The organism is Parabacteroides sp. merdae-related_45_40 (genome assembly GCF_001915675.1).
The window spans coordinates 42,430-57,037 of the sequence record NZ_MNQY01000128.1 but is presented as its reverse complement, the minus strand read 5'-3'; the positions used below and the strand labels follow the sequence as shown (position 1 = coordinate 57,037).

At 46.0% G+C, this 14,608-nt stretch carries 13 protein-coding genes; 6 read left to right on the top strand and 7 right to left on the bottom strand.

Annotated features, from left to right (window positions below; genetic code table 11):
* The coding region (locus tag BHV83_RS17900; RefSeq protein ID WP_286757842.1) for a FecR family protein at window positions 1-780 on the bottom strand (780 nt) is incomplete at its 3' end.
* 237 nt (window positions 781-1,017) lie between these two features.
* Entirely contained in the window at window positions 1,018-1,578 is a 561-nt protein-coding gene (locus tag BHV83_RS17895; protein ID WP_022322077.1) for an RNA polymerase sigma-70 factor, read from the bottom strand.
* 201 nt (window positions 1,579-1,779) lie between these two features.
* Here BHV83_RS17895 and BHV83_RS17890 point away from each other — a divergent pair, with 201 nt between their 5' ends.
* Window positions 1,780-4,035 (top strand): inorganic phosphate transporter, encoded by a 2,256-nt coding sequence (locus tag BHV83_RS17890; protein ID WP_005639868.1) that lies wholly within the window; start codon window positions 1,780-1,782, stop codon window positions 4,033-4,035.
* 157 nt (window positions 4,036-4,192) lie between these two features.
* Here BHV83_RS17890 and BHV83_RS17885 read toward each other — a convergent pair whose 3' ends face one another.
* Complete coding sequence (locus BHV83_RS17885) at window positions 4,193-5,071, bottom strand: hypothetical protein (RefSeq protein WP_119215405.1); 879 nt, start codon at window positions 5,069-5,071, stop codon at window positions 4,193-4,195.
* A gap of 197 nt (window positions 5,072-5,268) precedes the next feature.
* Here BHV83_RS17885 and BHV83_RS17880 point away from each other — a divergent pair, with 197 nt between their 5' ends.
* The 4 genes from BHV83_RS17880 (at window position 5,269) to BHV83_RS17865 (ending at window position 9,488) form a co-directional block, all read left to right on the top strand.
* Window positions 5,269-6,615, top strand: a complete 1,347-nt coding sequence (locus BHV83_RS17880; RefSeq protein WP_022322075.1) for a DUF5690 family protein — start codon at window positions 5,269-5,271, stop codon at window positions 6,613-6,615.
* A 36-nt stretch (window positions 6,616-6,651) separates the two neighbouring features.
* Window positions 6,652-7,440, top strand: coding sequence for a phosphonoacetaldehyde hydrolase (gene phnX / locus BHV83_RS17875; RefSeq protein WP_005645351.1), 789 nt, complete (start codon window positions 6,652-6,654; stop codon window positions 7,438-7,440).
* A 17-nt stretch (window positions 7,441-7,457) separates the two neighbouring features.
* Window positions 7,458-8,555, top strand: coding sequence for a 2-aminoethylphosphonate--pyruvate transaminase (gene phnW / locus BHV83_RS17870; protein ID WP_122205503.1), 1,098 nt, complete (start codon window positions 7,458-7,460; stop codon window positions 8,553-8,555).
* A 129-nt stretch (window positions 8,556-8,684) separates the two neighbouring features.
* A complete protein-coding gene (locus BHV83_RS17865) occupies window positions 8,685-9,488 on the top strand; it encodes a phosphatase PAP2 family protein (protein WP_122203891.1) in 804 nt (267 codons plus the stop codon).
* Between the two features lie 36 nt (window positions 9,489-9,524).
* On the opposite strand, the gene BHV83_RS17860 is transcribed toward BHV83_RS17865, so the two are convergent.
* Window positions 9,525-11,039: a GH3 auxin-responsive promoter family protein gene (locus BHV83_RS17860; protein ID WP_022322072.1), complete on the bottom strand. Its 1,515-nt coding sequence runs from the start codon at window positions 11,037-11,039 to the stop codon at window positions 9,525-9,527.
* 79 nt (window positions 11,040-11,118) lie between these two features.
* On the opposite strand from BHV83_RS17860, the gene BHV83_RS17855 reads away from it, so the two are divergent.
* The gene (locus BHV83_RS17855) at window positions 11,119-12,132 is read left to right on the top strand and encodes an ATP-dependent 6-phosphofructokinase (protein WP_005639876.1); all 1,014 of its coding nucleotides are present in this window, start codon (window positions 11,119-11,121) and stop codon (window positions 12,130-12,132) included.
* Here the strand turns inward: BHV83_RS17855 and rnc are convergent.
* The 3 genes from rnc to BHV83_RS17840 are packed head-to-tail and all read right to left on the bottom strand — an operon-like array spanning window position 12,129 to window position 14,529.
* Window positions 12,129-13,034, bottom strand: a complete 906-nt coding sequence (gene rnc, locus BHV83_RS17850; RefSeq protein ID WP_122203893.1) for a ribonuclease III — start codon at window positions 13,032-13,034, stop codon at window positions 12,129-12,131. The genes BHV83_RS17855 and rnc overlap by 4 nt on opposite strands.
* 1 nt (window position 13,035) lies before the next feature.
* On the bottom strand, window positions 13,036-14,301 hold the full coding sequence (fabF, locus tag BHV83_RS17845; RefSeq protein WP_122205502.1) for a beta-ketoacyl-ACP synthase II: 1,266 nt from the start codon (window positions 14,299-14,301) through the stop codon (window positions 13,036-13,038).
* A gap of 21 nt (window positions 14,302-14,322) precedes the next feature.
* The gene (locus tag BHV83_RS17840) at window positions 14,323-14,529 is read right to left on the bottom strand and encodes an acyl carrier protein (protein ID WP_286757843.1); all 207 of its coding nucleotides are present in this window, start codon (window positions 14,527-14,529) and stop codon (window positions 14,323-14,325) included.
* Window positions 14,530-14,608: the final 79 nt, after the last annotated feature.

Below are 14,608 nucleotides of genomic sequence, written 5' to 3'. Positions count from 1 at the left end.
GAATGGAATCGATTTGTATTTCAACAGACCGTCTTTCCAAGCTGTGAAAGTGTCGGTGTCTATTTCTTTGACATCCACCTTGTTTGTCGACCGGTTGAAAGTCAGTTGTTGGTTTGGGGTCATCACGATATTTTGCTTTGCGCCTTCGAAACGGATGGAACCTTCCACAAGGGTTGCCGTGATATCGTCTGACTCTGCATCTGCCTTCACGTTGAAGTGCGTACCCAATACGGTGATAGAAGCACCGTTCATCTCTACTTGGAAGGGCTTGCTTGGATCTTTTGCCACTTCAAAATAGGCTTCACCTTCTAATTTGACGTTGCGGCTGTCTTTCCCGTATTTGTCGGAATAGCTTAAGCGGCTGTTTTTGTTCAATGTGATGATGGTTCCATCTTCCATCGTGAAGTTGGAGGTATGTTCGTCTGTCAGCAAGGTGTAGTGTTCGGATATACGGTCATTTGTATTATAAAGGAAAAGGGCTGTTGAGAAAATGAAAAGCAAACAGGCTGCGGCAATTAGTGGAATGGCGTTTCTCCATAATTGCCGCCGGGCAGTCTGCCTTCTTTGTACATTGATCTTTTGTTGCAGTTTGTCGGCCGAGAAAGCAGGGGCAACGGAATGTTTGAAAGCGACATCTGCATCCCAATAATTCTTGAGACGTCGGAATTCATCTCGATTTTTTTCGTTTTCGTTCAGCCATTCGCTTAACGAAAGGATATCGTCCGAAGAACTTTCTCCACTCAGGACACGTGCGATTATATGGTTTATTCTGTTTTCCATTCTATGTGTTTCTATATGTATAGTCGCAGGGAAGCGAGAATTCCCTTAGTCGGAATGAGAAAAAGATAGAAAATTTTCATCTGTTCCCATTCGGAGAAAATAAATTTCCCACTGTGGGAAAATTTATTTTCAATAGGAGGAAACAAAATTTTCAATAGGTGGAAACAAATGTTTCCTGGGCATGAAACAGAAGTATCCTATGCATGAAATTTTTGCTTCATGCCAGAGTGTTGCTTTTCAGATGCAATCGTCGGCAAGTGTTTCCCGCAGTTTGCGGACGGCATTCGCCAAGTGTGCTTCCAATGTTTTGACGGAGATGTCGAGGATGGCAGCCACTTCTTTATATTTGAGCTTGTCCTCGCGGACGAGTTTGAAAGCCATCTTGCATTTGGCGGGTAGCGAGTCGATTGCCAAGTTCAGGCGGTGAATTCCTTCTTGGCTGATAAGCTCTTCTTCGGGAGTCGTTTCGGTCGATGTGAAAAGGTCGATGGAGATTTCGTCCAGCGATACCTGCTCCATGTGCTGTTTGCGATAATAGCTGATCGCCTTGTGGCGGGCTACCGTATATATGTAAGAATCGAAATTAGAGATGCCGGGTAGCTGTTTGCGGTTGTTCCAGATAGCTAAGAAGGTATCGGATACGATCTCTTCGGCTTCTGCCGGCGATGAGACATACATACCCGTAAATCGCATTAGTGGCCCGAAATAGGTCATGTAAAGCGATTTAAGAGCGGTTTGTGAATCCGATAAGGCCATTTCACAAGCCCACTGTATGATATCGTCTCGATTCTCTCCCAAGTGTGAGTAAGATTAACAATGTTCTTATAATAAAAGTCGCGAATATAGCGAAAATCCCCTAGTCCGGTAACATTATTTTTTTTTTTTATTCAACTGTTTCTGTGGATGTATGGTTTGACTTGTAACATGTTTGTAATATCTATGTCATTTTTGCGTAATATTTGTTTCAGACCTTTGCAACCAAATACATAACAAGCAATTATGGAGACATTCTATCTCTTTCTGATCATTTTCCTCTTTGTGCTGGCGGTGTTTGACCTGTCAGTCGGAGTTAGTAACGATGCGGTCAATTTCATGAATTCGGCAATAGGGTCGAAAGCTGCATCTTTTAAAGTAATAATGGTGATTGCCGCGATCGGCATCTTTGTCGGTGCTTCGCTATCCAACGGAATGATGGATATTGCCAGGCACGGAATTTACCAGCCGCAACATTTCTATTTTTCAGAAATTATGTGTATTTTGCTGGCTGTCATGCTCACCGATGTGGTGTTGCTGGATATTTTTAACTCTCTGGGGATGCCTACTTCGACTACCGTTTCGCTGGTATTCGAATTGTTGGGCGGTACGGTTGCAATTTCATTAATCAAGATTGCCAATTCTAATGGTGCACTTCAGTTGGGTGACCTGCTGAACACGGATAAGGCTTTTACGGTGATACTTGCCATTTTTCTTTCAGTGGCGATCGCTTTCTTTTTCGGGGCCATTGTTCAATACATTTCTCGCTTGATTTTTACTTTCAACTACAAGAAACACATGAACTATTTTATCGGCTTGTTCGGTGGTTTGGCTGCCACTTCCATCTTGTATTTCATGTTGATAAAAGGTTTGAAAGAAAGTTCCTTTATGGAAGGTGATCTTAAAACGATGATTTATAGCAATACAGACACGATCGTGTGGGGAGCACTTATCTTTTTCACTTTATTGATGCAGGTTCTTCACTGGTTGAAGGTGAACGTTTTTAAAGTGGTGATCTTGCTGGGAACGTTTGCCTTGGCTTTGGCGTTTGCCGGTAATGACTTAGTGAACTTTATCGGTGTTCCGTTGGCTGGCTATTCTTCTTATATGGATTTGATGGCGCAGGGAGGCACGACTACAACCGACACTTTCCTGATGGAGTCGTTGCTTGAACCGGCCAAAACCCCGTGGTACTTCCTTGTTGGTTCCGGCTTGGTCATGGTGATTGCCTTGGCTACTTCGAAAAAGGCGCAGGCGGTGATCAAAACGTCTGTAGACCTGGCCCGGCAGTCGGATGGAAATGAAAATTTCGGAACATCGCCCGTTGCACGTGTTCTGGTGCGTACGTGCAACAATGCCTCCAATACGATATTGAGCGTGGTGCCTTTGCGAGTGAAGGACTGGATTGACAGCCGTTTCAATAATAACGAGATAATACTTGAAGATAAGGCCAGTTTCGACTTGGTGCGTGCTTCGGTGAATGTCGTGCTTTCCGGTCTGTTGATTGCGTTGGGTACTTCGTTGAAGTTGCCGTTGTCTACGACTTATGTCGCTTTTATGGTGGCGATGGGTAGTTCTCTGGCCGACCGTGCCTGGGGGCGTGAAAGCGCAGTTTACCGTATCACCGGTGTGCTCTCCGTGATCGGTGGTTGGTTTATTACGGCAGGTGCAGCCTTTACGATCTGTTTTCTGGTTGCTCTGTTGATCCATGTCGGTGGTATTGCGGCAATGGCGGCGATGGTGGGGCTGGCGATCTATATGCTGATCCGTAACCAGATTCTGTATAAAAAGAAGATGAAGAAGGAAGCCATGCAGGAAGAAGTTGATTCCACGATTTCCAAACTACGTGAGACAAAGGACAAACGTGAAGCTCTTTCGCTGTTCCGTGAACATAGTCGCGACGAGCTTTGTGACGTGCTGAACTTCGCTTCCGACACTTTCAACCGCTCTGTTCATGGCTTTATGGATGAAAACCTGCGCGAACTTCGCAAGGTTATGAGCGCGATTGAGGAAAAGAAGAGTTACTTGAAACAGGTCAAACGTGTCGGCACGTTGGGCGTTACCCAGTTGGAGCATGATATTGCGATCGATAAAGGTTTGTACTATTATCAGGGGAATGATTTTGCCAGCGAGATCGTGTTCAGTATCCGTCGTCTGACGGAGCCAGGCAAAGAGCATGTCGACAATCATTTTAGCCCGCTTTGTGAAGTACAGAAGGAGGATTTCGGAAAGATGACCGATGAGATCGTTTCTTTCCTGAACCGCAGTTCGGTTATGATCGAAAGCAATGATTACCATCGTATGGATGACCTGATTGCCGAATCGGTCGATCTGACGGCTAAACTGACGCTTCTGAAGAAGGAGGAACTGAAACGTATCCAAGGACAGAGCGGTAGTACGAAGGTCAGCATGGTCTACCTAAATATGGTACAGGAAGCGCAGAATGTAGTATCTTTTACAGCAAATTTACTGAAGGTGAGCCGTAAGTTCCAAAAAGAATAATCGGTGTGTTACTTTTCTCTTGAAAGAAAAGTAACCAAAAGTTCAAGGCTTAACCGTCTGGGCTACTCCGGGCAAAGACTACGCTGTCGCCTGCCCGGAGTAGCGAAGCAGGTTCGGCCTTGACTTTTTGGTTACTTTTGGGACAAGCCAAAAGTAATTATAACGATAGCATTGTCTTTTCTTTGACAAGATCACTCTCATCCATCTGAAGCGAAGGAACCGTGCACATCTTGATGTAGTCGCCGGTCTGACAGGTATAATCGTAATAAGCCTGTTGTTCGGAGGTGAAATCCTCCTTTTGGATCAAGCCGCTTTCCATGGATAAAAATTCTTCCGTATCCGTGCAGTCAGACTTCTTGATAAGTAGGATGCGGCGTGCAACCGGGTTCCGGTTGTAGTCAAGTCCGATATATAAACCGCGCAGTTGCCGGGGATTCCGGAAAAATGGGATTTGCAGATAGATTGTTACCAGCGTGAATTGAGGCGAGGGGTTTTCGCTGAACATGCAATAAAAGTTCTGTGGATCACCTGTGACTCCCATGCCCCATTGCGCCTCCCCGTAAGCATTTAACCGTCCGATGCGGATGTACTCCTTGTTTTCGGATAGACTGATGATAAAAGGTTCCATCTTCAGGCAGTCCGAGGAAGAAGAAAGGCTGTAACTCGTGTAAAGTCCGCATATGTTGTCCACCCGTGTGGTGGAAAGCTGTATTTCTTCTTGCAAATGTTCGAGGAAAGGATTCGCTTTCCGGTCGGGTTGTATGTTCGGTTCCATCCCTTCCAAGCGTTTTAACAATTCCGGCAGGACGGACAGCAGGCGTCGTTTGGATATGTTGTTGACCAATACGATCGCATGGTCCAATGCTTCCTCGTGCGAGCAGTTTTTCAGTTCCTCGAAATAAGTCGGGAGCACTGTTGTGTACAGAGAAGACAGGATGCTGGGAGCCATTCCGGCACAGTCGGCAATCTCCTTCATCTTGATCCCGTTATTGCGCAGATATTCTATCCGGCGGTAGAGTTCACGGAAGTCATCCATGTTGTTCTTATTTACTGTTTTATATTGCAAAATAAATACAAGCGTGTTGCATTTCCGTTACATGAATGTTACATAAATATTGCTTTATAATCGGTTGATTTATAATATATATAAATAATGAACATTCATGTTTTCAGTAATATTCCTGTAACATGCCACGTCTACTTTTGCAGCCGTAAACAAAATGACAGCATGTTATGAACAACGAACAACAAACTAAAAATCCATCTCGGAAACGGTTATCCGATTTTCTTTTTATCCTCTGGGCCGGCGGTGCGGCTCTTTTATCTTATTCATTGGTATATGCACTGCGCAAGCCTTATACGGCGGCGGCTTTCGAGGATGTCGAGTTCTTCGATATGGATTATAAGGTGGTTGTTACGATCTCCCAGATAGTAGGATATGTGATTTCTAAGTTTATGGGGATCAAGTTGATCTCCGAACTGAGACGGGAAGAGCGTTTGAGGTTTATCCTGATGTCTGTTGTGATGGCAGAGCTTTCGTTGGTTTTCTTCGGTCTGCTTTCCGCTCCTTACAATATTGCAGCTATGTTCCTGAACGGCCTGTCGTTGGGTTGCATGTGGGGGGTGATCTTCAGTTTTATCGAAGGACGTCGGATGACGGATATCCTTGCCAGCCTGTTAGGTGTTAGTATGGTGATCAGTTCCGGGACGGCCAAGTCGGCAGGGTTGTATGTTATGAATAACCTGCATGTGAATGAGTTTTGGATGCCTGCACTGATCGGTGCTGTCGCACTGCCTCTGTTAGCATTGCTCGGATATGCCCTGAACCGTCTACCTCAACCAACCGAAGAAGATATTGCGATGAAATCGGAGCGTGCGACATTGAATGGGAAACAGCGTTGGGAGTTGTTCAAGAATTTTATGCCTTTCCTCATGATGTTGTTCGTTGCCAATATAGCCATCGTGGTGTTACGCGATATAAAAGAAGACTTTTTAGTGAATATCATCGATGTTTCCGAATATTCGCCTTGGCTTTTTGCGAAGATCGACAGTGTGGTGACACTTATTATCCTTGTGGTTTTCGGATTGATGGTTTTTGTGAAGGATAATCTGAAAGCTCTTTCTATTCTTTTCGGGTTGATTATTATGGGGATGATCGTGATGTCTGTTGTCTCTTTCGGGCAGGAACGGTTCCAGCTTTCTCCTGTTGTCTGGCTGTTCGTCCAAAGTCTTTGCTTATACATCGCGTATCTTACTTTCCAGACGATTTTCTTCGACCGCTTCATTGCTTGCTTTAAGATTCACGGGAATGTAGGGTTCTTTATCGTAACGACGGATTTTTTGGGATACACCGGGACGGTGCTTGTGCTTGTGCTGAAGGAATTTTGCAACCCGCATATCGATTGGGCGGTATTTTATAACCAGTTTGCCGGGTATGTCGGTATCTTCTGCTGTATCACCTTCATTTGTTCTTTTGTATATTTGCATCAGCGTTTCCGTAAGGAAAACGGGTTGGTTGTCAAGAGCAACGAAGTGCTCGAATTGGATACGGCTTCGCAGAATGCGATCACGATGGCTTGATAAACGAATCAGTATAATAAAAGAAATAAATCAGTTATGAAAAAGATTTCGTGTGTGATTATGGACTGGGCCGGAACGGCTGTTGATTTCGGGTGTTTTGCCCCTTTGAATGCTTTCCTGAAAGTTTTCTCTGAAGAAAAAGGAATTGATATAACCTACCGGCAGGCGCGTGAGCCGATGGGATTGTTGAAGATAGATCATATCAAGGCGATCCTGAATATGCCGGAAGTAAAAGCCAAATTTCAGGTTCGCTATAACCGCGACTGGAACATGGACGATGTAAACGAAATGTATCGGAGCTTCGAAAAGCATTTGTTCTCGTCTCTCCGCAACTTTACGGATCCGATCCCCGGTGTGCTGGATACGATGAAGCTGTTGCGCGAAGAAGGAATTAGAATCGGTTCTACAACAGGCTATACACAGGCGATGATGGAAGTGGTTCGTCCCGATGCGGCAGCTAAAGGCTATGTGGTGGATAACCTGGTTACTCCGGATGATGTTCCCGCCGGGCGTCCTGCCCCGTATATGATCTATAAGAATATGATCGACCTGGCTATTCCTTCCGTCGATAATGTGGTGAAGGTAGGAGACACGATCGCCGACATCAAGGAAGGAGTGAATGCCAAAGTATGGAGCGTCGGTATCGTGACCGGTAGCAACGAGATGGGATTGACAGAAGAGGAATACAACCACCGTTCGTCCGACGAACTGATCGAACTCAAGCGCGAAGTGCGTGAACGGATGCTGAATGCCGGTGCCCATTTTGTCTTGGACAACATTACGGAGCTCCCCTCCTGCATTGAGAAGATTAATGGTAAATATTGATTTATAATAAGGATATCATGAATACAAAAAGAAATTACCTGTTGCTTACCCCAGGTCCCCTGAGCACATCTGAAACAGTTCGCGAAGCGATGCTTCAGGACTGGTGTACTTGGGATAAAGATTATAACGAAGGAATTGTAACCCCTATCCGTAAGGGCTTGTTGGCTATCGCCGGACTGGATGAAGACGAATATACGGATGTCTTGTTGCAAGGCAGCGGAACATACTGTGTGGAGGCCACCATCGGTGCAGCCGTGAAGCCGACCGACAAACTTCTGATCCTGGCGAACGGTGCTTACGGCAAACGTATGGCACAGATTGCGGAATACTATCATATTGACCATGTACTGGTCTCTTTGCACGAGACGGAATTGGTGACTGGTGAAGTGGCTCGTAAAGCCCTCGAAGCTAATCCGGATATTACGCACCTGTCGATGGTACATAGTGAAACGACAACCGGTCTGCTGAACCCGATCGAAGAAGTGGCCGAAGTCTTGAAAGGTCGTAACATCACCTTTATCGTTGATGCTATGAGTAGCTTTGGCGGTGTGCCAATTGATATGAAGAAGCTGGATATCGACTTTTTAGTCAGCAGTGCCAACAAATGTATCCAAGGTGTTCCCGGTTTCGGTTTTATCATTGCGAAGAAAGATAAGCTGATCGCAACGAAAGGAAATGCCCGTTCTCTCTCGCTCGACATCTATGCGCAGTGGGAAACGATGGAAAAAGGCGGTGGCAAATGGCGTTTCACATCGCCTACACATGTGGTGCATGCTTTTTATCAGGCCATGAAAGAACTGAATGAAGAAGGCGGTATTGCTGCCCGTTCGGAACGCTATAAGCAAAACCACCGTACGCTGGTCGACGGTATGCGTGCGTTAGGTTTCAAAACTCTGCTGTCGGATGCTTCGCAAGGCCCGATCATCACCTCTTTCCTGTATCCTACTGCCGATTTCGATTTCCATTCTTTCTACGATCAGTTGAAGGCAAAAGGTTTCGTCATCTATCCCGGTAAAATCTCCGACGCTGATACATTCCGTATCGGAAACATCGGCGATATCTTCCCTGATGATATGGAAGCACTTTTGCAGGCAATACGATCAATAAGCTACTAAAAAATTTCAATAACCTTGTAAATAGTTCCCACATACGGGAACTATTTTGCCGTTAAGAAATAGCAAATCGATAGTTGTAATGTAAGAAGATTTTTGTTCCTTTGGGGGCGAAAATCAATAAGGTACTTAGTGAAATCTTTTATTTGTATTCTGCTGGCATTATTCCAGTTTACAATATTTACAGCGATAGGGGCGGTTGGTGAACCGCCCTTACATGAATTGCCCCTAAACCTTTCCCTGTCCGATGCAGGGGTACGGGATAGCACATCCCGGATGTCTGTCGTCGAATATAAATTTAAACCGAAAAGCCTGATCCTTCCCGCTTCCCTGATAACAGTCGGAGCGATTGGCACTGCCATAGACGGGATGAACGATTTCCATCTCTTTTCCCGCAAGGATTCCGTCAAGAAGATACGGATCGACGATTACATGGAATGGGGCATGTTGGGTTGGGTTTTTGTCTGCGACCTGATGGGGAAGGAGAAGCATAATTGGGTGGATCAGCTTTGCCTGGTTGCCATTGCCGAAGGCTTCAACGCTGCCATGACACGTACGGTCAAATATACTGTAGGCGAAATACGTCCTGACGGTGGTCCTCACTCGTTTCCTTCCGGGCATACCGCCAATGCTTTCTTAGGGGCACATGTTGCTTGGAAGGAGTTTAAGGACAGCTGCCCGGTATTAGCCTACTCTGGCTATGCGTTGGCGACCTTCGTCGCTTGTTCGCGCCTGTACAACAACCGTCATTGGGTGGCTGATGTGATTGCAGGAGCCGGTTTCGGTATTCTCTCTGTCGAGCTTGCCTATTTGACCTATTTCCCTATCCGTAATGCGATCGCTCGTAAAATCAATATGAAAGGAAATGATCGCTTGGTCGTTGCTCCAACGTTTAGTCCTGATGGGGGCGGCCTTTATCTGTCATGGAAATTTTGAAGATTTATGATTTATGAATTATTATCGACATATAAATCATGAATCACAAATTTTCCCCAACTCCTCGATAAATGTCCGGTCGTTGCTGAGGCGAGGTATTTTGTGTTGACCGCCTAATTTTCCTTTCCTGCGGAGCCATTCGTAGAAGGTCCCTTCACGGGCAACTCGGATTTCCAGCGGTTGGAGGGAAATTTCTTTATAACGTTTTGCCTCGTAGTCGGAATTAAGCTGTTGCAAGGTCTTGTCCAGCAAGGAGGCGAAATCATCGAGTGAAGGCGGCATTTTCTCGAATTCGATCATCCATTGATGGCGGCCCTTTGCCTTGTCCAGCATGAAAAGGGGAGCGGCGGTATACTCTTTCACTTTGGCTCCTGTCTGGCGGCAAACCCTGCTGATCGCTTTGTCGGCATTGTCTACCATCAGTTCTTCTCCGAAGGCATTGATAAAGTTCTTGGTGCGTCCCGATATTACGAACTTGTGCGGATAAAGGGAGGTGAAACGGACTGTGTCGCCGATCTGGTAACGCCATAATCCGCCGGAGGTCGTGATCACCATCGCGTAGTTTTTCCCTACCTCTACAGCTTCTAACGGAAGGACGGTCGGATGTTCTTCCCCCACTTCGTTAATCGGGATAAATTCATAAAAGACACTATAGTCGATCATCAGCAAAAGGCTGTGTTCCTCCGGATTGTCTTGGAGGCCGAAAAACCCTTCCGATGCATTGTAGGTCTCCATGTAATGCATCCGGTCCGAAGGAATCAACGCTTTGTATTGGTCCCGGTACGGCTCGAAACTGATCCCGCCGTGGAAGAATACCTCCATGTTGGGCCAGACATCCGTCAGGTATTCGCTTCCTGTCTTTTGTAATACGGCCTTGATTAGTACCAGCATCCATGAGGGAACACCGGATAGGCTGTTCACGTCGGTTTTCCAAGTGCTTTCGACAATCGCCTTGATCTTGCTTTCCCATTCATCCATAAGGATGATCTTTTTGTCGGGGACGCGAATCAGGTTGACAAGAGGATTCAGGTTCTGCAACAGGACGGCAGAAAGGTCCCCGCAATGTGCATTCCGGTTCAAAGGGGAAGGACTGTGGCTTCCGCCCAGTATCAACCCTTTGCTGGCGAAAAAATGGCTGTCGGGATTATTCTGTAGATAGATGGAAACGGTGTCGAAACCGCCTTTGTAATGACACCCTTTCAGAATTTCGGGTGTGACGGGAAGGAACTTGCTTTTGTCGTTTGTGGTGCCGCTGCTTTTTGCGTACCATCGCACGACCGAAGGCCAAAGGATATTTCTTTCTCCGTTTATCATACGGGTGACGTATGGTTTTATGTCATCATAGGTCTGTAAAGGAATCCGCTCACAAAAGTCTGCATATCCCTGAATACTTTTGTAGTCGTGTTTTAAACCCCATTCGGTATTTCGGGCGGTAGATAAAAGGGACTTCAGCTGTTTGTGCTGGATGGCATCTGCATCCTGGGCAAACCTTGCGATCTCTTTTTGCCTGGGGCGGAAGAGTAGTGATATTGTATTTGTCAGAATATCCATGCTCCTGTTGTTTGAATTGCATGCAAAGATACGATAAATTTAGTATCTTTGTACAACAAGTACTTAATCCCCAAAAACGATGAAAATAGGTATTCTTTCCTCTGGTGGCGACTGTCCCGGAATAAACGCCACGATACGTGGTGTCGGTAAAACGGCCATTATGCACTATGGCATGGAAGTCATCGGCATACACAGCGGCTTTGTCGGCCTGCTGAATAAAGATGTCCAGACTTTTGACGAACGCAGCCTTTCAGGTATCCTGAATTTGGGCGGTACGATCCTGGGGACTTCCCGCGAGAAACCTTTCCGTAAACTCCTGGCTTCAGGCGAAAGCGAGAAACCGCAGCTCATTAGGCAGAATTATGAAGAACTCGGCTTGGATTGCCTCGTCTGTATCGGCGGCAACGGGACACAGAAAACCGCAGGTATGCTCTCGGCGATGGGTTTGAACGTGATCGGTGTGCCGAAGACTATCGATAACGACATCTGGGGGACAGATATAACGTTCGGTTTCGATACGGCTGTCAATATCGCGACTGAAGCGATTGATCGCCTGCATTCGACCGCCAGTTCGCACAAACGGGTAATGGTGGTGGAGGTGATGGGACACCACGCCGGCTGGATTGCGCTATATGCCGGGATGGCCGGAGGTGCTGATGTGATCCTGCTACCTGAACTGGGCTTTGACATGGACCAGATAAACGAAGTGATCTTGGACCGTGCCCGCCGTGGTAAGCCTTATTCCATCGTGGTTGTGGCCGAAGGGATCGAAACACCTGACAAAGAGCGTCCTTCCGTCTATGTGACGCGTGTCATAGAGGAGGCGACAGGTATCGAAAGCCGCGATACCGTCTTGGGGTATATTCAGCGTGGAGGCAATCCTTCTCCCTTCGACCGTAACTTGGCTACCCGTTTGGGGGGACATGCTACGGAACTGATCGCAAACAGGCAATTCGGACGTATGGTTTGCATGAAAGGCAGTGAAGTCGAATCAATTCCTCTGTCTGAAGTGGCCGGTAAGTTAAAACTGGTAACTCCCGAACATGATCTGATCATTCAGGGGAAACGGATGGGAATATCGTTCGGAAATTAATTTTCAGCGGGAACAGCTTCTATGCTTGTTTCCGCTTTTCTTTTCTCTGTATCTGCTATCTCCTGTCCGCTATTTTCTACGGCTTCTTCAGGTAGATTTTCGAATTCGTTTTCGGCTGTGTTCTCACCGGTTTTTTTCTTCTTGAGTTCCGAGATGAATTGTTGGAATGTTTTGTCAGTCCGTAATTTCTTGATCGCCATCTTGGCTGCGCTCTGCTGGGATTCCTTTTTCGAATAGCCGATGCCTACGCCTATCTGTGTGTCAGAAAGCGTCACACCTGTCTGGAACACCGGATTTCCATCGTTGTCGGTAAACGATTCGATTAGGTCGAACGATATTTCAAGCTTGTTCTTTTGGCTCCATTCGATCAGACTCGATTTGAAATTGACTTCTTTACGGGCGATGGTTTCCAGATTGACATATTTTTTGATGAGCACGTTCTGGATGAAATTATAGCAGACTTCGTAGCCCTGGTCCAGATAGATCGCACCGATCAGTGCTTCAAGGGCATTTCCATACATGTGGTTGTTATGGGAACTTAGTTTGGCGGAGTACACGACCATCTTGTCGAGTCCCAGTTCGACAGCAACACGGTTCATCGTCTCGCGCTGTACGATTTTGGAACGAGTGTTGGTCAGGAATCCTTCCCGCTTGTTCTGAAAGTGTTTGTAAACGATATCGGCTACGACCGCATCCAATACGGCATCACCCAAAAACTCCAACCGTTCATTGTTCAGCCATCTGCCGTCACCGCTTTCTACGGAAGAAGATTTATGGAGGAAGGCTTGTTCATAAAGGTGGATGTTATCGGGATAAAAACCGAGTATCTTGTATAAAGAAGAATAAGGCTCCTTGTTCATGTTCTTGAGGAGCCTTATTCTTTTGTATAGCTTTGTAAACACGTTACTTCACAAATTTTTTAACAATAGCACAAGCGTTGTGACCTCCAAACCCGAAAGTATTGGAGAGTGCTGCCCGCACTTTTCTTTTTTGAGCTTTATTGAATGTGAAATTCAGTTTATAATCTATTTCAGGATCATCATCACCATCCGCATGGTTGATTGTCGGAGGAATGATACCATCGTTTATCGCCTTAATACAGAACATTGCCTCGATCGCTCCGGCCGCTCCCAAGAGGTGTCCGGTCATTGATTTCGTCGAACTGATATTCAGGTTGTAAGCGTGATCTCCGAAAACTTCCTTGATCGCTTTTACTTCTGAGATATCTCCTACTGGCGTAGAGGTTCCGTGAACATTGATGTAATCGATGTCTTCCGGAGTCATTTCTGCGTCTTCCAGTGCGTTACGCATAACCAACTTGGCTCCTAATCCGTCCGGATGGGAAGCTGTCAGGTGGTAAGCATCGGCAGACATGCCGGTTCCGGCAATCTCGCAATATATTTTAGCACCACGAGCCAACGCGTGTTCCATCTCTTCCAGGACCAGACAGGCAGCACCTTCTCCCATAACAAACCCGTCACGGCTTGCGCTGAACGGACGGGAAGCGGTTTCGGGCGAATCGTTGCGGGTAGACAGCGCGTTCATCGAGTTGAACCCACCGACACCAGATTCCGAAACGGCAGCTTCGGCACCACCGGTTATAATTACGTTAGCTTTTCCTAAACGGATATAGTTAAACGCGTCACTGATCGCGTTGGTTGAAGATGCACAAGCTGATACTGTCGCAAAGTTGGGACCATGGAATCCGTAAAGCATGGAGATATGTCCGGCTGCAATATCGGAAATCATCTTCGGTATGAAGAACGGATTGAACTTAGGACCGATCGTGTCTTTGATCTTTGCATATCCTAATACTTCTTCGTCGAATGTCTTGATACCACCGATACCAGAGGCAAAGATAACGCCGATACGGTTCTTGTCTTCCTTGTCCAAGTCCATAGCAGCGTCGTCAATCGCTTGTTTTGCGGCATTTATTGCGAATAAACTATAACGGTCACATTTGCGGGCTTCCTTACGATCCATTACTGTCAACGGATCGAAGCCTTTTACTTCGCATGCAAATTGTGTCTTGAATTTGGATGCATCAAACTGAGTAATAGGCCCGGCTCCACTCTTCCCATTGATAATACCTTCCCATGTTTCCGGGAGAGTATTACCAAGAGGAGTAATAGCTCCAAGACCTGTTACCACAACTCTTTTTAATTCCATACCTTTAATTAAAAGGATTGATTACTTCGCGTTAGCTTCGATGTAAGCAATGGCGTCGCCTACAGTTGTAATCTTTTCTGCTTGATCATCAGGAATAGAAATACCGAATTCCTTTTCGAATTCCATAATCAGTTCTACAGTGTCAAGAGAGTCTGCTCCTAAATCGTTAGTAAAGCTTGCTTCGTTTGTAACTTCTGTTTCTTCAACACTTAATTTATCAACGATGATAGCTTTTAAGACATAACTTTTTCAATTTAGATTAATAAATACGAATATACTTTTTAAATTTGCAGTGCAAAGAAAAGAA

What these genes read in the sequence shown, in the direction of transcription:
- phnW (WP_122205503.1), top strand. Translation starts at nt 7,458, where the DNA reads ATGAATACAAAAAGAAATTACCTGTTGCTTACCCCAGGTCCCCTGAGC.
- BHV83_RS17885 (WP_119215405.1), bottom strand. Translation starts at nt 5,071, where the DNA reads ATGGATGACTTCCGTGAACTCTACCGCCGGATAGAATATCTGCGCAAT.
- phnX (WP_005645351.1), top strand. Translation starts at nt 6,652, where the DNA reads ATGAAAAAGATTTCGTGTGTGATTATGGACTGGGCCGGAACGGCTGTT.
- fabF (WP_122205502.1), bottom strand. Translation starts at nt 14,301, where the DNA reads ATGGAATTAAAAAGAGTTGTGGTAACAGGTCTTGGAGCTATTACTCCT.
- BHV83_RS17880 (WP_022322075.1), top strand. Translation starts at nt 5,269, where the DNA reads ATGAACAACGAACAACAAACTAAAAATCCATCTCGGAAACGGTTATCC.
- BHV83_RS17860 (WP_022322072.1), bottom strand. Translation starts at nt 11,039, where the DNA reads ATGGATATTCTGACAAATACAATATCACTACTCTTCCGCCCCAGGCAA.
- BHV83_RS17890 (WP_005639868.1), top strand. Translation starts at nt 1,780, where the DNA reads ATGGAGACATTCTATCTCTTTCTGATCATTTTCCTCTTTGTGCTGGCG.
- BHV83_RS17855 (WP_005639876.1), top strand. Translation starts at nt 11,119, where the DNA reads ATGAAAATAGGTATTCTTTCCTCTGGTGGCGACTGTCCCGGAATAAAC.